The organism is Nocardia lijiangensis NBRC 108240, from assembly GCF_001613045.1.
GTDB classification, from domain to species: Bacteria; Actinomycetota; Actinomycetes; order Mycobacteriales; family Mycobacteriaceae; genus Nocardia; species Nocardia lijiangensis.
Window position 1 is genome coordinate 18813 of sequence record NZ_BDBP01000048.1, and the last position, 17350, is coordinate 36162.

Annotated in this window: 17 protein-coding genes; 7 read left to right on the forward strand and 10 right to left on the reverse strand. The window is 68.2% G+C overall.

Annotated elements, in window-relative coordinates:
• The 5 genes from narH to NL1_RS18860 all read left to right on the forward strand — a co-directional run bounded on the left by narH (nucleotide 1) and on the right by NL1_RS18860 (nucleotide 3951).
• Nucleotides 1-1779, forward strand: coding sequence for a nitrate reductase subunit beta (gene narH / locus NL1_RS18840; protein WP_067841126.1), 1779 nt, complete (start codon nucleotides 1-3; stop codon nucleotides 1777-1779).
• Nucleotides 1776-2456, forward strand: a complete 681-nt coding sequence (gene narJ, locus NL1_RS18845; protein WP_067841128.1) for a nitrate reductase molybdenum cofactor assembly chaperone — start codon at nucleotides 1776-1778, stop codon at nucleotides 2454-2456. Before narH ends, narJ begins: the two co-directional genes overlap by 4 nt.
• Entirely contained in the window at nucleotides 2453-3211 is a 759-nt protein-coding gene (narI, locus tag NL1_RS18850; RefSeq protein ID WP_067841129.1) for a respiratory nitrate reductase subunit gamma, read from the forward strand. Before narJ ends, narI begins: the two co-directional genes overlap by 4 nt.
• Nucleotides 3212-3331: 120 nt before the next feature.
• Nucleotides 3332-3556 (forward strand): type II toxin-antitoxin system HicA family toxin, encoded by a 225-nt coding sequence (locus tag NL1_RS18855; RefSeq protein ID WP_067841131.1) that lies wholly within the window; start codon nucleotides 3332-3334, stop codon nucleotides 3554-3556.
• On the forward strand, nucleotides 3553-3951 hold the full coding sequence (locus tag NL1_RS18860; RefSeq protein WP_067841133.1) for a hypothetical protein: 399 nt from the start codon (nucleotides 3553-3555) through the stop codon (nucleotides 3949-3951). Before NL1_RS18855 ends, NL1_RS18860 begins: the two co-directional genes overlap by 4 nt.
• 12 nt (nucleotides 3952-3963) lie before the next feature.
• On the opposite strand, the gene NL1_RS18865 is transcribed toward NL1_RS18860, so the two are convergent.
• The 4 genes from NL1_RS18865 to NL1_RS18880 form a co-directional block, all read right to left on the reverse strand.
• Nucleotides 3964-4410, reverse strand: a complete 447-nt coding sequence (locus NL1_RS18865; protein WP_067841134.1) for a cupin domain-containing protein — start codon at nucleotides 4408-4410, stop codon at nucleotides 3964-3966.
• Nucleotides 4411-4562: 152 nt separating this feature from the next.
• Nucleotides 4563-5012 (reverse strand): helix-turn-helix domain-containing protein, encoded by a 450-nt coding sequence (locus NL1_RS18870; protein ID WP_067841136.1) that lies wholly within the window; start codon nucleotides 5010-5012, stop codon nucleotides 4563-4565.
• A 128-nt stretch (nucleotides 5013-5140) separates the two neighbouring features.
• Nucleotides 5141-5476, reverse strand: coding sequence for a TfoX/Sxy family protein (locus NL1_RS18875; protein ID WP_067841138.1), 336 nt, complete (start codon nucleotides 5474-5476; stop codon nucleotides 5141-5143).
• Nucleotides 5477-5567: 91 nt separating this feature from the next.
• Complete coding sequence (locus tag NL1_RS18880) at nucleotides 5568-7307, reverse strand: N-acyl-D-amino-acid deacylase family protein (RefSeq protein WP_067841140.1); 1740 nt, start codon at nucleotides 7305-7307, stop codon at nucleotides 5568-5570.
• 187 nt (nucleotides 7308-7494) lie between these two features.
• Between NL1_RS18880 and NL1_RS18885 the strand changes: the two genes are divergently transcribed.
• Nucleotides 7495-8124 (forward strand): TetR/AcrR family transcriptional regulator, encoded by a 630-nt coding sequence (locus tag NL1_RS18885; RefSeq protein WP_067841142.1) that lies wholly within the window; start codon nucleotides 7495-7497, stop codon nucleotides 8122-8124.
• Between the two features lie 296 nt (nucleotides 8125-8420).
• Here NL1_RS18885 and NL1_RS18890 read toward each other — a convergent pair whose 3' ends face one another.
• From NL1_RS18890 to NL1_RS18915, 6 genes are all read right to left on the reverse strand, one after another.
• On the reverse strand, nucleotides 8421-9200 hold the full coding sequence (locus NL1_RS18890) for a sirohydrochlorin chelatase (protein WP_067841144.1): 780 nt from the start codon (nucleotides 9198-9200) through the stop codon (nucleotides 8421-8423).
• A complete protein-coding gene (locus NL1_RS18895) occupies nucleotides 9197-10435 on the reverse strand; it encodes a uroporphyrinogen-III synthase (protein WP_067841145.1) in 1239 nt (412 codons plus the stop codon). Before NL1_RS18895 ends, NL1_RS18890 begins: the two co-directional genes overlap by 4 nt.
• Nucleotides 10436-10441: 6 nt before the next feature.
• Nucleotides 10442-10837 (reverse strand): nitrite reductase small subunit NirD, encoded by a 396-nt coding sequence (gene nirD, locus NL1_RS18900; protein ID WP_067841147.1) that lies wholly within the window; start codon nucleotides 10835-10837, stop codon nucleotides 10442-10444.
• Between the two features lie 64 nt (nucleotides 10838-10901).
• On the reverse strand, nucleotides 10902-13442 hold the full coding sequence (nirB, locus tag NL1_RS18905) for a nitrite reductase large subunit NirB (protein ID WP_067841149.1): 2541 nt from the start codon (nucleotides 13440-13442) through the stop codon (nucleotides 10902-10904).
• 28 nt (nucleotides 13443-13470) lie between these two features.
• Nucleotides 13471-14925, reverse strand: a complete 1455-nt coding sequence (locus NL1_RS18910; protein WP_169813591.1) for a nitrate/nitrite transporter — start codon at nucleotides 14923-14925, stop codon at nucleotides 13471-13473.
• A gap of 264 nt (nucleotides 14926-15189) precedes the next feature.
• Nucleotides 15190-16449 (reverse strand): MFS transporter, encoded by a 1260-nt coding sequence (locus NL1_RS18915; protein WP_373862574.1) that lies wholly within the window; start codon nucleotides 16447-16449, stop codon nucleotides 15190-15192.
• Between the two features lie 65 nt (nucleotides 16450-16514).
• Here NL1_RS18915 and NL1_RS18920 point away from each other — a divergent pair, with 65 nt between their 5' ends.
• Nucleotides 16515-17186, forward strand: a complete 672-nt coding sequence (locus tag NL1_RS18920) for a FadR/GntR family transcriptional regulator (RefSeq protein WP_067841152.1) — start codon at nucleotides 16515-16517, stop codon at nucleotides 17184-17186.
• The last annotated feature ends 164 nt before the right edge of the window (nucleotides 17187-17350 follow it).

Sequence of the window (17350 nt, forward strand, 5' to 3'; positions counted from 1 at the left end):
ATGCGTGTCATGGCTCAGCTCGCCATGGTGATGAACCTGGACAAGTGCATCGGCTGCCACACCTGCAGCGTCACCTGCAAGCAGGCGTGGACCAACCGCGGCGGCACCGAGTACGTCTGGTTCAACAACGTGGAAACCCGTCCCGGACAGGGCTATCCGCGCCAGTACCAGGACCAGGAGAAGTGGAAGGGCGGCTGGACGCTCACCAAGCGCGGCAAGCTGACCCTGAAGTCCGGTTCGCGAATGAAGCGGCTGCTCAACATCTTCGCCAACCCGGACCTGCCCACCGTGTCGGACTACTACGACCCGTGGAGCTACGACTACGACAACCTGTTGTCCTCCCCCGCCATCGACACCACGCCGGTGGCGCGGCCGAAATCGCTGATCACCGGCGAGGACACGCAGGTCACGTGGGGCGCGAACTGGGACGACGACCTCGGCTCCGGTCCCGAGCAGGTGGGCAAGGACCCGCTGCTGAACCGCCTGTCGGACAAGGTGAAACTGGAGTTCGAAGAGACCTTCATGTTCTACCTGCCGCGCATCTGCGAGCACTGCCTGAACCCGTCGTGCGCGGCGTCCTGCCCCTCCGGCGCGATCTACAAGCGCGCCGAGGACGGCATCGTGCTCGTCGACCAGGACAAGTGCCGCGGCTGGCGGCAGTGCATCACCGGCTGCCCGTACAAGAAGATCTACTTCAACCACAAGACGGGCAAGGCGGAGAAATGCACCTTCTGCTACCCGCGTGTGGAAGTCGGCATGCCGACCGTGTGCTCGGAGACCTGCGTCGGGCGGCTGCGCTACATCGGCGTCATGCTCTACGACGCGGACAAGGTGCTCGAGGCGGCTTCGGTCACCGACACCAAGGATCTGTACCCCTCGCAGCTCGGCGTCTTCCTCAACCCGCACGACCCGCGAGTCATCGCGGAGGCCGAGCGGGCCGGCATCTCGCCGGAATGGATTCAGGCGGCCCAGGATTCGCCGGTCTACAAGCTGATCGTGGACTACCAGATCGCGCTGCCGCTGCACCCGGAATACCGCACCATGCCGATGGTCTGGTACGTGCCGCCGCTGTCGCCGGTGGTGGACGTGCTCACCGAGACCGGGCACGACGGGGAGAACCACGCGAACCTGTTCGGCGCCATCGACGCGCTGCGCATTCCGGTGGAGTATCTGGCCGAGCTGTTCACCGCGGGTGAGCTGGGCCCGGTGCGGGCTTCGCTGCAAAGGCTCGCGGCCATGCGGTCTTTCATGCGGTCGGTGAACCTCGGCGAGGAACCGGATCCCTCGATCGCGCCCTCGGTGCGGCTGGAGCCCGAGGAGATCGAGGCGCTCTACCGGCTGCTGGCCATCGCGAAGTACGAGCACCGCTACGTGATCCCGCAGGGTGCGACTTCGCGGGCGCACGAACTGGATTCGCTGGCCACCGGGTGCAGTCTGGACACCGACGGCGGGCCGGGCATGACGGCGTTCGACCAGATGGTGGAGAAGTTCAATCTGACCGACACCAATGGCGCTGCGCCGGAGGAGAAGTCGAACCGGATCAATCTGCTCAACTGGGATGGGAAGAGCACCACGGGTCTGATTCCGTCCAGCAACGGGGCCGGTTCGAATGGGGCTGAGTCGAACGGCGCCGGGACCAACGGCGCGGCGGCCAACGGCGCAGATGCGAGCGGCAGCAACGGCGCTGCTGCGGGAGGGGCCGTGAACGGCAGCAACGGCGCTGCCGGGACCGGTTCGTCCGCCGACGCGTCCGCGACGCCGAGCGGGGCGTCACGATGAGTCTGCTGAAGCTGCGGCGACGGCCCGAGCCCGTCGTGCGGATGTCGGAGCGCGACCGCCGCCTGGTGTGGCGGCTCGCCGCGCTGCTGCTGGACTACCCGAGCCGGGACACGCTCGCCATGATCGACCAACTCTCCAGTGCGGCAGAGCAATTGCCCGACGAGGTGCGCCCGCACCTGGCCGGTCTGGTGACTCACCTGCGCACGACGTCGCCGATCGACCTGGCCGCCGACTACGTGGCGATCTTCGACATGCGGAGGCGCGCCAGCCTGCACCTGACCTTCTACGCCTACGGCGACACCCGCAAGCGGGGCATGGCGCTGCTGCGTTTCAAGCACGCCTACCGGCACGCCGGGGTGGAGCTGGGCGATCAGGAACTGCCCGACCACCTGCCCGTGCTGCTCGAATTCGCCGCGACGGTGGACCCGGTCGGCGGCGAGCGCCTGCTCGGCGAACACCTTCCGGTGCTCGAGCTGCTGCGACTCTCGTTGTCCGACAGTAATTCTCCGTACGCCGGGGCGCTTGCCGCGGTGGTGGCGACGCTGCCGCCGCTCACCACGGCCGATCGGCGGCGCATCGCCGAGCTCGCGGCCGAAGGTCCGCCGGAGGAAGAGGTCGGGCTGGATCCCTTCGCCATGGACCCCACGATGTTCGCTCAATCGGAAGGCCGTCGATGAACGCCGTCCCGCACCTGCCCGTCGAATTGTGGCTGATCCTGCCGTACATCGCGTTCACCTCGTTCGTGCTCGGGCACATCTGGCGCTACCGCAACGACCAGTTCGGCTGGACCACCCGGTCTTCGCAGATCTACGAGAGCAGGCTGCTGCGGCTGGGTAGCCCGCTGTTCCACTTCGGCATGCTCGGGGTGTTCTTCGGGCATGTGCTCGGCGTGCTGATCCCCGAGTCGTGGACCGCGGCCGTCGGCATCAGTGATCACACCTATCACCTGATCGCCGTCGGCGCCGGTTCCGCGGCGGGACTCTCCGTGCTGGCCGGTGTCGGCATTCTGCTGTACCGCCGGTTCACGGTGACCGCGGTACGCAAAGCAACCACCGCCAACGACAAGCTGATGTACGCCCTGCTCACCGCCGCGCTGGTCACCGGCCTGACGAACACCTGGGGCGCCAACCTGCTGTTCGGCACCTACAACTACCGCGAAACCGTCTCCCCCTGGTTCCGCAGCCTGTTCACCCTGAACCCGCAACCGGAGCTGATGGTCGACACCCCATGGCCATTCCAGCTCCACGGACTGGTCGTCCTCGTTCTGGTTGGCCTGTGGCCCTACACCCGCCTGGTCCACATGTTCAGCGCCCCCATCGGCTACCTCACCCGCCCCTACATCGTCTACCGCCACAAACAACCCAACGCCACCGACACCCGCCGCTATGCGCGCGCCTGGGACTCCCCGGTCACCCCGGAACGCTGGCGCTGAACCCCGCCACCCCTCGCCCCCACCCCAACCCGGTGGGGGCGAATTCTTTTGCAATCTGACTAGCCAGAATTTCGCCTAGTTGACTAGCAAATCTTGCGCCTAGCGCGCTAGCATGCTGTCATGATTGCGGAGCAACCGACCAGGAAGGTCCTGAAGGCCCTCAAAGCTGCGGGCTGGTCGAAACTCCGCGATGGAGCCGGGAGCCACACGATCTACGGTTGCCGCACCGGCAAGCACGACGTGAGCGTCCCGGACGGGCACGCGACAATCTCGCCGGGGGTGGCCAGGTCGATCAACAAGGCCGTAGTGTCCTGCGACTGCCCGGAGGAGGAAGAGAAGCAGTGAGCAAGGCAATCACGTACGACGTGCACGCGAGCCGCGTGGGACGGTGGTGGGAAATCACCATTCCTGATGTGTACGGAGCCGATCCCTGCGGTCAAGCGCGCCATCTGACCGACGTCGGATACGAAGCGCGCACCATCATCGCCGCGAAACTCGACGTGCCGCTGTCCCGGGTGGAATCGCGGTTGATCGTCGACGATTTCGGGGACGCGCACGACGTCAACGGGCGAGTGGAGCACATCGCACAACTCCGCTCGACCATCGAACAGCTGACCGAGGAACTGAACGCCGAGCAGCGCTCGCTCGTCAAAGAGCTTCGGCGCGAAGACGTCCCCGACGTCGACGTCGCCACGTTGCTCAACGTGGCGCGTCAACGGATCAGCCAACTGGCGAAATAGCGTTCCGGCGGCTCAGGCGCAGTCCGGGGCCGGTGCGTCCCGGAAAAGCGGGTCGCCCGTCGGTGGCGCGTAGACGACGTCGAGTACCAGCGGTTCTGTCCCCAGGTTCTGGCCGATGTGCACGTTCCACTCCCCCGCTGGTTCGTAGATGAACTCGCCCGTGCGATACACCGGCGCCACGCAATCCGGCCCGGGATGGGTGAGGGTGCCGGATCGAACGAATCCGAAGACCGGACCGTCGTGATAGTGCCACCCGGTCGACCCACCCGGCCCGATGGTGATCTCCCGGACCACCAGATCGGTCCCCGCCACGAACGGCAGCAGCCCCGCCGGAATCTGCGCCTGCCCCAGGGTGACCGCCGTGATGTCCGAGCCAGGTGTTGCCTCGGCGCGCATCGCGCCAACCAGCGACCCGCCGAGCACCGCCACAACGACGGCTACGCGCACAATGGGCGTCATCGCCGCAGCGTATCGAGGCTGCGGCGGCCAGGGAAGGGTCGACAGCGAATCCGTCCGGACTGTCCGATTCGACGGTCGCGGCATCGCTCTCCGGTCGGCATTCGCTCGGTGCCCGCCCTCAACTGGGTGCGGCGATGCGCAAGCGGCCAACGTCAGTCGCGCAGGCCCAACTCCTCCTCGAGAGCGCGCAACTCGTCGAACGCCTTGCTCTGGCTTTCCAACTGAGCACGCCGAACCGCCAGCACATCCTTGCTGTACAGGCGGGTGTGCGACCCCACCTTGTGGGCCGGGATCTTGCCCTCGCGAACGAGTTTCATCAATGACGGCCGCGACATGCCCAGCATGCCCGCCGCCACTGTCGTGGTCACCTCGTTGGGGATGCTGCCGATGGTGACCGTGCAGCCGCGACCGACCAGGTCGACGAGCTGAAGGACCAGGTCGGCAAGCTCCGGAGGCATCGTCAGATGTCGATTGGGGCCGGTTTCGACTGTGACGGCCGCCGACTCCTTGCCCCCGAGCCACTCACGGACGTTACGAGCCTGCTCGATCTCACGGGGACTCACCGAGACAGTCGCGCGATCATCGCGTTGCAGCGTGTCCACGTTCGACCCTTTCGAGTACGGCATCCGACATGTGCGGCTGGCAGGCACATCCAGTCTACGCAGATTGCACTTATAAGTGCAACGTTGTGCAGCTACAAGCGCAGCTCGAGCCACAGGCAGGCTGGTGGCTAGTGCTTGGCCGGGAGGGAGCGGGCGTAGCCGACGCCGCGGGCGACCCACTCGCGCAAGGTGGTGTCATCGCGGATCGGTGCGCCGGTCACTCGGAGCCAGCCGTCCATTTCGCGGCCGCCCATGACCATCGGCGTGACGGATTCGTCGTCGATCAAGGCGGCGCCCTGGGCTGGGTCGATGCGGACCAGCAGTCCGCCCTGGCGGCTGGCGGCCACCGCCATGTTGCCGCCGATCAGGAAGGCGAGGCCGCCGAACATCTTCTTCTCGGTCACGTCGGGGCCGGGCTCGATCAGGTCGCGGATCCGCTCGGCCAGTTCCTCGTCGTAAGCCATAGGTCTCAGTGTGGACCCGGGCACCGACAGATCGCGGCCCTTCGGCGCGGTGCGCAACCCGTGTGCCGCCCCTTCGCGCAGGCGGCACTCGTCATCCGGCGCGCAGGAACCGCCCCGCCTGTTCCGTGCCCAGGCCGGGTCCGGCGGCGCCGGAGCCGAACACATACTTTCCACCGATGAACACCGCGGTGACGGTCGCGTCGTTGCGATTGACCATGCGGGACAGATTGTCGTAGTGCGGAGCCGGGTGTTCGGCGTAGGTGTCGAGGGTGGCGTCGAGACGGGCCGGGTCGATCACGACGGCGTCGGCACGGTCGCCGACGCGCAGGCGGCCCGCGTCCAGGCCATACCAATCGGCGAGCTCACCGGTCACGCGGTGGACCGCGTGCTCGAGCGTCATGAACGGCTGGTGTGCTCGTTCGGCGTCGTGGACGCGGCGGAGCAATCGCAGGCCGAAGTTGTAGAAGGCCATGTTGCGCAGGTGCGCGCCCGCGTCCGAGAAGCCGAGCTGGATGCCGGGATCCGCGGCGAAACGGTCGAGCACAGCGGGGCGGTGGTTGGAAATGGTGGTGCGCCAACGCACTTTGGCGCCGTGTTCCACGACGAGATCGAGGAACGCGTCGACCGGATGCAGGCCGCCGCGGTCGAGACCGACCTGACCGAAGGTCTTGCCGAGCACGGATTCGTCGGGGCATTCGACGATCTCGGCGTCGAAGAAGTCGCGATGCCAGACACGCGGACCGTACTTCTTGTCGTAGTCCTTGCGGAACCAGCGGCGATAGCCTTCATCGCTCAGTAGGTCCGCACGCTCTTCGAGTTGGTCGGCGAGATGCAATGCCGCGGCACCTGATCCGAATTCCTCGAACACCGGCAAATCGATGCCGTCGGAGTACACCTCGAACGGCACCGGTAGATGCTGCCAGCGAAAGTCGCCGCCGAGGGCGTTGACGGCGCGGGCGAGCGCCGGAAACACCCGCGCCACACCGGGAATCGCCTTCACATCCGCGGCGGAGAGCAGGCTCACCTTGAGCGGTTCCCGCCACAGCCCGATGCTGCTCGCGGCCATCGCGACCAGGCTCTGCGGCCGTGCCACGTCGGGTCCGCCCTGCAAGGCGCGCCCGCGGCGGCGCAGAATCGTGTTGAGCCTGCTGCGTTCCCTGCTCGTCGCGTACGTAGAGGGCAGGGTGCGCGAGCGGCAGCGCTGCCCGTCGAGCTTGTCGAACAGCAGCTGCTGGGAGGACATGCCGACGAAGCCCGCGTCGAGAGCTTCGGTGAGTGCGCGCTGCATCGTGGCGAGCTCGTCGGGAGTCGCCTTCACCTCGTGCCTGGTGGCGCGATCGAGGCCCATCACGGCAGCGCGAACGTCGGAATGCCCGAGGAAGCTCGCCACATTCGGTCCGAGCGGCAGCGCGTCGAGCGCCGCGGCGTACTCCTCGGCGGTGCGCCAGGACTTCAGGTCACCGATCGCGGCGACGACGTGTTTGCGCGGAATGGCTTCGACCCGGCCGAACAGATCGCCCGCCGTCTCCGCGTCGGCGTGCACCGTCGACAGCGAACACGAGCCGAGCAGCACGGTCGTCACGCCGTGGCGCACCGATTCCGGCAGCGCCGGATCGAGCAGCACCTCCACGTCGTAGTGGGTGTGGATGTCGATCATGCCGGGGATCACCCAGTGCCCGACGGCGTCGACGACCCGGCCGCAGCCGGTCTCGTCGAGCGGCACGGCCGACACCTCGGCCACTCTGCCGCCGCGGATGCCAAGATGGCGGACCGCTGACGGGGCGCCGGTGCCGTCGAACCACCGGCCGCCCTTGATGATGCTGTCGAACATCGCTGACTCCTTACAAAGCGATCTCGCGCCGCACGACCTTGCCGGTCGCATTGCACGGCAACGGTTCCGCGGTGATCCGGTGAGCGGCCGAAGCCATCGACGAACCCCGCCGACGTGACCTGGACCACAAAGTAGCATTCACTAGACGCAGTGTCTAGTGACTTTGCGCGTCGTCTAGGATGGGTTCATGCCGACCGAACCGACCGGGGCCCGCCGCGGCTTGCTGCGCGAGGAACAGAAGCGCCTGACCCGAGCACGGATCGTCGACACCGCGCGCCACCTGTTCGAAACGCAGGGCTACTCCACCGTCCGTGTCGACGACATCGCCGCCGCGGTCGGCTGCAGCCGGGCCACCTTCTACCTGCACTTCACCGGCAAACCGGAGGTGTTGCGCGCCATCGCCGAGGCGGGCACCCTCGCCAGCGTCCGCCTCTTCTACGCCGACCTGGACCGGGTGCTCACCACCGGATCACGAGAAGAATTCGCGGACTGGATGACCCGGGCCATCGACTGGTTCTTCGCGAACAAGGACATGCTGCCCGCATGGGACGAGGCGACCGCACTCGAGCCGGAATTCCGCGAGGTGGCGCGCGAGGGCATCATGACGCTCGCCGACAGCATGCCCGCCTACCTGTCCCGGTGGCCCGCCGAACACAGGGACGAAGCGCGGCTGCGCATCGAACTACTGGTCGCGCAACTGGAGCGCTTCTTCACCCGCTGGGCCACGCAGGGCACGATCGATGTCTCCGCGGGCCGAGCGGCCGAGGTCCTCACCGACATCTGGTTCCCCGCCCTAGTGGCGCCGGCGCGCGATTAGTCCCCAGCACGGCCGCGGCGACGGATTTCGGGTCGATGTTTTCCGCGGAGTCGATACGGACGAGCGGGCCGCCGTTGCGGCTGACGGCGACCGCCACGTTCGGTGACACCGGATCCCCTGACGACACAGAGGGTTCCGCCCCGCATGCGATCGATGAAAGGCGCGGGGCTGCGGAACGTGCTCGGCCGAGCCGTAAGAGCGTCTCGGTCAGGGCCGCCTCCCTCAGCAGCCCTGACCGAAGCGGTACTCGACTCGAAACGGCGCTCGACCGGAACCGGACCAGCCCGAAATAGCGCTCAACGTACGCGAGTATCAACCATTTCCCGCGCGGCCGCGCGGTAGCGGTCGGCGATGAGCCGGACGACCGCGGGGTGCACGCCGATGGGCTCGGCGACACCGTCGGCACCCGCGTCGTGCAGGCGCTGCTGGAACAGGCCGTGCGCGAGCAGGTAGGACGCGATGAACACCCGCCGTGCGCCCGAGGCACGGAGTTCCTTGACGACCTCGGGCACGCGCGGTGCGCCGGTGGCGACGTAGCCGATGCGAACCGGTGCACCGAGGTGCTCGGCCAGCATCGCGGCCGCGCGCCGAACATCTTGCCGCGCACGCGCATCCGAGGAGCCAGCCGCGGCGAACACGACCGCGTCACCGGGCCGCCAGCCCGCCGCACGCAACCGCATCGCCATGATCCTGGCCAGCGCCGGATCCGGCCCCATGGCCGGGGTGACGGCCACCGCGCCGTGCCCGCTCTCGGCGACCTCGCGCGGCACGTCCTGGTAGACGTGATAGCCGGAGGCGAGGAAGGCCGGAACAACCACGGCGGGAACGGATTCCGCCGCACCGGTCAAATCGCGCAACACCTCCGACGGCGACGGGCCGAGCACGTCGACGAAGGCGGTGCGGACGGTAGGCGCGTCGGTGTGGGCGCCGCGCCCCGAAATCGCGGCGCCCAGCTCCGAAACGGCCTGCGCCGCACCGAGTTCACGAGAGACCGCCTCGGCGAGCGCGGCGATCATCTCCACACCCCTGGTGCTTCGGGTGCCGTGCGCCACCAGCACCAGGGCAGGCGTGCTCACCAGGTCCCCATCGGTTGCGGTGCGTACTTGGGGGCACGCACGGGTGCACCGGGCGCCTGCGGCCGCGTTTGCGGCAGCGGGCGCGGGTTGTTGTCGGTGCACTCGGCCGCATCCAGGGCGAGCCGGTAGCCGCGCTTGACCACGGTCTGGATCGCCTTCGGCGTGCCGAGCCCGGCGCGCAGCCGGGCGATCGCGGTCTCCACGGCGTGCGTGTCGTCACCACCGCCGGGCAGCGCCGAGAGCAGGTCCTCGCGGGAGACCACCCGACCGGGCTGGCGAGCAAGTGAGCGCATCAGCGCCATCGGCGCGGGCGCCAGCTGACGCACCTGACCGTCGACGACGACGCACGCGCCGCGCACGCTGATGTTGTGCCCCGCGGCCTGAATCCGGTTGGCGCGCCTCGGCAGTTCCTCGGCGACGTGCCTGGCCAGCGCACCGAGGCGCGCGCGCCCCGGCATCGAGGTCGGCACACCGAGTTCCTCCAGCGGCGCCGCGGTGATCGGGCCGACGCACGCCGCGAGCACCCGGCCGCGCAGGGCGTGCAGCACACCCTCGAGCAGCCCGGTTTCCTTGGCGCGCATCAACATCGACGCCACGGCGGGCGCACTGGTGAAGGTCACGCAGTCCAGGCTCGCGGTGACGATGGCCTCGATCAGCTGGTCCATCGGGCCCTGATCGGCGGGCGGAATCCAGCGGTACACCGGCACCGGAACGACATCCGCTCCGGCACAGCGCAATACCTCGCAGAAGTCGGGGACCGGCTCCCACTCGGTGGTGGCGCCGTGCAACTGCACCGCGATGCGCACACCCTCCACGCCCTCGGCGAGCAGGTGGTCGAGCACCTCGGCGGAGGATTCGGAGGCGGGCGACCATTCCTCCCGCAGTTCCGCGGCGCGGATGGCGCCCTTGGCTTTCGGGCCGCGCGCCAGCATGCGGGTGGCGGCCAGCGTGCTGCGCAGGTCTTCGGCCAGCCCCCAGCCTTCCGCCGCCTCCATCCAACCGCGGAAACCGATGCCGGTGGTGGCGACGGTGATCTGCGGCGGCTCGGCGATGAGAGTCCTTGTGACGCGCTCCAATTCGGTGTCGTCGGCCAGCGGAATGATCCGGATGGCAGGCGCCGTCACGATGGTGGCGCCCCTTCTGGTCAGCAGAGTGGCGAACTCCTCGGCCCGCCGCGCCGCTGTGATGCCGACGGTGAATCCGGCGAGACAGGCGCCCGCTTCAGTTGTCGTCATAGAGGCTCATCCGTCCGAGGAATCGAGCGCGACCGGCTCGTTGGATACCGAAACGATGCTGTCGTCGACGCGCACCGCGTACACCGGCAGCGCCGCCGATTCATCGTCGAGGCACCGCCCGTCGAGCAACGAGAAGGCCTGCTTCAGCAGCGGCGAGGCCACGACGGGTACGCCGCCGCGATCACCGACGATCCCGCGCGACATGACAGCCGCGCGACCGAACGGATCGATATTGCCGACGGCATACACGCTGCCGTCGGTCAGTCGGAACAGAGCGGCCTGCTGGCCACCCTTCAGCAACACCGCAACGCCGCGGCCAGGGATCAAATAGTCGAGTCGGCAAGCTTGTGTCCAACCGGTGGCCGTAGCTGGTGGGATGCTGGGTGTATCGATCACGGTCATCGGGTTCCTCCTCCGAACGCCTTACTCATTGGTACCGGCGTCCTGTTTCCGCACGGTTAAGTCGTCATTTCCCGTGCGTGGCGGCCGGCATTTGTGGCACACCCAACAGCACCGGCACTTTGCGCTCGCCGCTGTCGTCGAACGAGATGGTCGGGTCGGCTTCTTCCGGCGCGTTGACGAACGAGACGAAGCGCGAGAGCTTCTCCTCGTCCTCGAGCACCGCGGCCCACTCGTCCTTGTAGCCGTCGACGTGCTTGGCCATCGCGACCTCCAGCTCGTCGGCGATGCCGAGGCTGTCCTCGAGGATGACCGCCTTGAGGTAGTCCATGCCGCCCTCGAGCGCCTCCTGCCACGGCGCGGTGCGCTGCAGCCGGTCGGCGGTGCGGATGTAGAACATCAGGTAGCGGTCGATGTACTTGATCAGCGTCTCGTCGTCGAGCTCACCGGCCAGCAGCACCGCGTGCTTCGGCGTGAGACCGCCGTTGCCGCCGACGTAGAGGTTCCAGCCGTTCTCGGTGGCGATCACGCCGACGTCCTTGCCGCGCGCCTCGGCGCACTCGCGGGCGCATCCGGAGACGGCCAGCTTCAGCTTGTGCGGGGAACGCAGTCCGCGGTAACGCTTTTCGAGCAGCACGGCCATGCCGACCGAGTCCTGCTGACCGTAGCGGCACCAGGTGGAGCCGACGCAGCTCTTCACGGTGCGCAGCGACTTGCCGTACGCGTGGCCGGATTCCATGCCCGCGTCCACCAGGCGCTGCCAGATCTGCGGCAGCTGCTCGACGCGCGCGCCGAACAGGTCGATGCGCTGACCGCCGGTGACCTTGACGTAGAGGCCGAATTCCTTGGCCACCTCGCCGATGGTGATCAGCTGCTCGGCGGTCACCTCGCCGCCGGGCATCCGCGGCACCACCGAGTAGGTGCCGTTCTTCTGCAGGTTCGCCAGGAAGTGGTCGTTGGTGTCCTGCAGCGCAGCCTGCTCGCCGTCGAGGATGTGGTCGCTCGAGGTGGAGGCCAGGATGGAGGCGACGGTCGGCTTGCAGATGTCGCAGCCGGATCCCTTGCCGTACTTGGCGATCAGGCCCGAGAAGGTGCGGATGCCGGTGACCTGGACGATCTGGAACAGCTCGGCGCGCGACTGGGTGAAGTGCTCGCACAGCGACTTGGAGACCTCGACGCCGGACTGCTCGAGCAGCTTCTTGAGCATCGGGACACAGCCGCCGCAGGAGGTGCCCGCGTTGGTGCAGCTCTTGATGGCGGGCACATCGCAGGCGCCCTCGCCGATCGCACCGCAGATCGCGCCCTTGCTGACGTTGTTGCAGGAGCAGATCTGCGCGTCGTCGGGCAGCGCGTCCGCGCCGAGCTCGGCGCCCGCCGGGGAGATCAGCGAGGCGGGGTCGGCGGGCAGCGGACGCCCGACCAGCGGACGCAGCGCGGAGTACGCGGAGGCGTCGCCGACCAGGATGCCGCCGAGCAGGATCTGCGCGTCGTCGGAGACGACGAGCTTGGCGTAGGTGCCCTTGGCCGCGTCGTGCAGCACGACCGACAGCGCGCCCTCGGTGGTGCCGTGCGCGTCACCGAAGCTGGCCACGTCGACGCCGAGCAGCTTCAGCTTGGTGGACAGGTCGGCGCCGGGGAATTCGCCCGCGCCGCCGAGCAGCCGGTCGGCCACCACCTCGGCGGTGCTGTAGCCGGGGGCGACCAGGCCGTAGCAGACGCCCTCGACCGCGGCGCACTCGCCGATGGCCCAGATGTTCGGGTCCGAGGTCTGCAGGCCGAGGTCGGTGATGATGCCGCCGCGGGGACCGACCTCGATGCCCGCGTCGCGGGCGATCTGGTCGCGCGGACGGATGCCCGCGGAGAACACCACGAGGGAGGCGTCTTCGATGGTCGACTCGTCGGAGAGGGTCAGCTTCAGCTTGCCCTCGCCAACGGCCTCGATCGACTGGGTGCCGACGCCGGTGTGCACGTTCAGGCCGAGGTCGGTGACCAGGCGCTCCAGGATCGCGCCGCCGCCCGCGTCGACCTGCGCGGGCATCAGCCGGTCGTTGTATTCGATGACGTGCGGTGTCATGCCGAGCAGGCGCAGCGCGTTGGCCGCCTCCAGGCCGAGCAGACCGCCGCCGACCACCACGCCGATCGCGCCGGGGCCCGCCGCCTCGGCGGTGGCCCTGATGCCGTCCAGGTCCTCGATGGTGCGGTAGACGAAGCAGCCGTCCAGATCGTGGCCCGGCACCGGCGGCACGAAGGCGTAGGAACCGGTGGCCAGCACCAGCGCGTCGTAGGCGAGGGTGTCGCCCGCCGAGGTGACGACCTTGCGCGCCGCGCGGTCGATGTTCTCGGCACGCTGGCCGAGGCGCAGCTCCACCAGCGCGTCACCGGCGTACTCGTTGCCCGGCAGTGCGAGCGCGCTCGCGTCCCAGGCGCCGACGTAGGAGGACAGGCCGACGCGGTCGTAGGCGGGCAGCTGCTCCTCGCTGAGGATGACGATCTGCCACTGGTCGGCATCGTCGCGCGAGCGCAACGCCTCGACGAAGCGGTGCCCGACCATGCCGTGGCCGACGACCACCGCGGTCTTGCGCTGGGTGGGATCGACTGTGGGGTTCATTGTGACCTCCCTGTGGATGGTTCGGGCGTCAGGCGCGAGCCGACGAGTTGGACGTTGATGCGGCGGCCTCGGCCTCGAGAACCAGCGCCTCGGCCTCGTGCACGACATCGGTGTCGGCGGCCATGGTCGGACGGCGGAGGAAGACCAGCCAGGTCACCGCGGCGCAGGCCACGTAGAAGACCATGAACACCCAGAAGGCGGTGGTCGCCGAGTTGGTCGAGGCGTAGGAGGTGCGCAGCACCAGGTTGATGCCGACGCCGCCGAGCGCGCCGATCGCACCGACGAAGCCGATGAGCGCGCCGGAGGTGTTCTGCGACCAGGCGGCCTGCTCGGCAGGGCTCGCGTCCAGGCTCTTGGACTTGGCGTCGAAGACCGACGGGATGATCTTGGTGACCGCGCCGTTGCCGATACCGGAGAGCACGAACAGGGCAATGAAGCCGATGACCAGCACGGTCATCACACCGCCGCTGGCGACGCCGTTGTTGCCGTCGGCGACCGTGCTGGCCACACCGACCAGCAGCGCGGCGGCCATCATGGCGCCGAAGACGTACAGGCTGACCCTGCTGCCGCCGATCCGGTCGGCCCACTTGCCGCCGTACGGGCGGGCCAGCGAACCGAGCAGCGGGCCGATGAAGGCGATCTGCGCGGCGTGCAGCGCGGCCTGCGCGGCCGTGTCGCCGCCCGCCTTGAAGCTGATCTGCAGGATCTGGCCGAAGGCGAAGCTGTAACCGATGAACGAACCGAAGGTGCCGATGTAGAGGAAGGCGATGGCCCAGGACTGCGGCACCTTCAGCGCCATGACCATGTAGGACAGGTCGGCCTTCTGGTTCGTCAGGTTGTCCATGTAGAGCGCGGCGCCGACACCGGCCAGCGCGACGAGCACCAGGTAGACCGCGCAGATCAGCGAGGCGTAGCCGTTGCCGAGGGTCGCGATGACCAGCAGGCCGAGCAGCTGGATGACCGGAACGCCGATGTTGCCGCCGCCCGCGTTCAGGCCGAGGGCCCAGCCCTTGAGCCGCTGCGGGTAGAAGGCGTTGATGTTGGTCATCGAGGAGGCGAAGTTGCCGCCGCCGAAGCCCGCGAACGCCGCGACGATCAGGAAGGTCGTGTAGGACGTGCCCGGCTGGTTGACGAAGTACAGCGTCAGCAGGGTCGGGACGAGCAGCATGAGCGCGCTGAAGATGGTCCAGTTGCGTCCGCCGAACCGTGCCGTGGCCACGGTGTAGGGGATGCGCAGGAACGCGCCGACCAGCGTCGGCATCGCGACCAGGAAGAACTTGCCTGCGGGGTCGATGCCGAACTTGTCGGCGGGCATGAACAGCACCATCACCGACCAGATCGACCACACCGAGAAACCGACGTGCTCGGCGAAGACCGACCAGATCAGGTTGCGCTTGGCGATGTCCTTGCCGCCCGCCTCCCAGGCCTCGACGTCTTCGGCATCCCAGTGCTCGATGTTGTGGTTACGCGTCAGCGTGCTCAACAAGGGCCTCCCAAAATCGGTTGGCCCCAACGGTAGGAAACAGGTATTGCCGAAATGCTGCGGTAAATGACCGTCAAATCAACGGTTGCTCACGATTCCCCCGATTTCGGGGTGAGTTTCAACCGAATGTTTCACCCGTGTGACACAAGGGTTTCCACGGGTGACAAACAGCCGATCTCGCACACAACGGCCGGTGAGGTGTGACGCGCACAGCATGCGCCGCACCGCACCGGCCCGCAACTCGAACCGCGCGAGCCCCGGCGATCAGGTCCAGGTGTCCTCGAGCATGCGCGGCTTGCACGCCTGCCACGCACCGGCCAGCAAGACGAGCACCGCGACGCTCAGCATCGCGAACGGCGCGAGCCAGCCGCCGGTGGCCGTGTGCAGCATGCCGAACAGCAACGGGCCCGCACACGCCACCGCGTAACCGACGCCCTGGGTGAACCCGGACAGTGCCGCCGAGCCGCGCGCGGTCCTGGTGCGCAGGTTGATAAGGGTGAGCGCCATCGGGAAGGTGCTCGGACCGAGGCCGAGCACCACCACCCACAGCACCGGCACGCTCATCGGCGCGATCAGCAGGCCGGTGAAGGCGATGAAGAACAAGGCCGCGCAGACCACGACCACGGGGAACGGGTTGCGCAAGCGCGCGACCAGGGTCGGCGCCGAGAGCGCCGCCACCAGACCGACGAGGGCGAACAGCCCGAGCATGGCGCCGCCGAACGCCGCGCTCGCGCCCGCTTCGCTCAGAATCTTGGGCAGCCAGGCGAAGATCGCGTAGGTGGTCAGCGAGGTCATGCCGAACATGCCCGCCATTCCCCACGCCACCGGAGAGCGCCAGACCCGGCCCGCGGGCTCGGTCTCGTCCGCGGGCAGACCGGTGGTGCCGGCCAGATCCCGGCCGCGCCGATTGCGCAGCACCTGGAGCCACGGCACCGCGGCGGCGAAACCGAGCAGCGCCCACAGGCCGAGCGAGATCCGCCAGCCGTGCGCCTCGGCCATCGGCACGGCGATCAGGGCGGGCACCACGGTGCCCAGCTGCACCATGGTGATGTAGAGCGAGCTGATCACCGCGAGCCGGTCCGGGAAGTAGCGCTTGACCAGCGGCGGGATCACGACGTTGCCGATGCCCATGCCGCCGAGGGCGAGAGCGGAGAAGATCAGCAGTTCAGCGGTGCCGTGCACCATGGCCCGGATCAACATGCCGAGGCCCGCCATCAGCATCGCGGTCAGCGCGGTGCGTTCCAGGCCGAGGCGGCGCACCAGGATGGGCGTCAGCAGGCCGGAGAGAGCGAACATCGCGGTCGGAATCATGCCGAACACGCCGACGACGGCAGTCGAATAGCCGATGTCGGCGCCGATCCGCTCGGCAAGGGGACTGAACGCGGTGACGGCGACACGCAGGACCAGTGCGGACATCACGATCGCGGTGAGAACTAGGAGCCTGCCCTCGACGAGCGCGCGCTTGGGCTGCTCGGAGGCGGCGGAGTCCTGCAGGGTCGCGGCGTTCGAGAGGGTCGCTGTCACCGAGAAATCATAGGATGACCCCATGATCGGCGGCAACGATTTGTGACGAGCGGTACTCTGTTCCGGTGCAACCCGTCCGGCGCACCAGCCTCATCGCCCAGGTAACCGAACAGCTGCGTGCCGAAATTCGTTCCGGCCGTTGGTCGATCGGTTCCCGCATCCCGACCGAACCGGAGCTCACCGAGCTCACCGGGACGGGTCGAAATACCGTGCGCGAGGCCGTCCAGGCGCTCGTGCACGCGGGCATGCTGGAACGACGCCAGGGCTCGGGGACCTATGTGATCGCCGCCTCGGAGGTCGGCGGCACGCTCGGCAAGTACTTCGCCGATGCCGAGGAGCGCGACGTCCTCGAATTGCGCCTCGCCCTGGACACCACCGCCGCCGCACTGGCCGCGCGCCGCCGCGACGACGCCGACATCGCGAACCTGCACCGGTTGCTCGAGGAACGCAGCCACCACTGGGACGCGGACACCCGCACCGCCATCGCCGCCGATGTGGCGCTGCACCGCGCGATCGTGGTCGCCAGCCACAACGCGGTGTACCTCGAGTTCTACGACTCGCTGCTGCCCACCATCGAACAGGTGATCCGTTCGCGGACCTCGAAATCCGACGATTCGTACGACGCCGAGCACAACGAACTCGTGCAGGCCGTCGTCGACGGCGACGCGGATCGCGCCGCACAGGCCGCGCGCTGTTTCCTCGGCTCGCTCATCGCGGAATACCCGGACGCCCGATAATTCCAACCGGTTCCGCGGGTGGCCGCCAGGTAACCAACCGGTCACCGAGGGCACTCCCCCGGTTGTGAGTTGGATTTGTCGGGAATGTCACCGAAGGCCACTGGCACGCAACAACCGGCTTCTACCTTTGTCTCGACCGTACAAGGCAACTCGACAGCCCCTCC

Excerpts from the sequence above, each read along its gene's own strand:
- NL1_RS18855 (WP_067841131.1), top strand. The coding sequence starts at position 3,332 with ATGATTGCGGAGCAACCGACCAGGAAGGTCCTGAAGGCCCTCAAAGCT.
- narI (WP_067841129.1), top strand. The coding sequence starts at position 2,453 with ATGAACGCCGTCCCGCACCTGCCCGTCGAATTGTGGCTGATCCTGCCG.
- NL1_RS18885 (WP_067841142.1), top strand. The coding sequence starts at position 7,495 with ATGCCGACCGAACCGACCGGGGCCCGCCGCGGCTTGCTGCGCGAGGAA.
- NL1_RS18880 (WP_067841140.1), bottom strand. The coding sequence starts at position 7,307 with ATGTTCGACAGCATCATCAAGGGCGGCCGGTGGTTCGACGGCACCGGC.
- NL1_RS18875 (WP_067841138.1), bottom strand. The coding sequence starts at position 5,476 with ATGGCTTACGACGAGGAACTGGCCGAGCGGATCCGCGACCTGATCGAG.
- nirB (WP_067841149.1), bottom strand. The coding sequence starts at position 13,442 with ATGAACCCCACAGTCGATCCCACCCAGCGCAAGACCGCGGTGGTCGTC.
- nirD (WP_067841147.1), bottom strand. The coding sequence starts at position 10,837 with ATGACCGTGATCGATACACCCAGCATCCCACCAGCTACGGCCACCGGT.
- narJ (WP_067841128.1), top strand. The coding sequence starts at position 1,776 with ATGAGTCTGCTGAAGCTGCGGCGACGGCCCGAGCCCGTCGTGCGGATG.
- NL1_RS18895 (WP_067841145.1), bottom strand. The coding sequence starts at position 10,435 with ATGACGACAACTGAAGCGGGCGCCTGTCTCGCCGGATTCACCGTCGGC.
- NL1_RS18865 (WP_067841134.1), bottom strand. The coding sequence starts at position 4,410 with ATGACGCCCATTGTGCGCGTAGCCGTCGTTGTGGCGGTGCTCGGCGGG.
- narH (WP_067841126.1), top strand. The coding sequence starts at position 1 with ATGCGTGTCATGGCTCAGCTCGCCATGGTGATGAACCTGGACAAGTGC.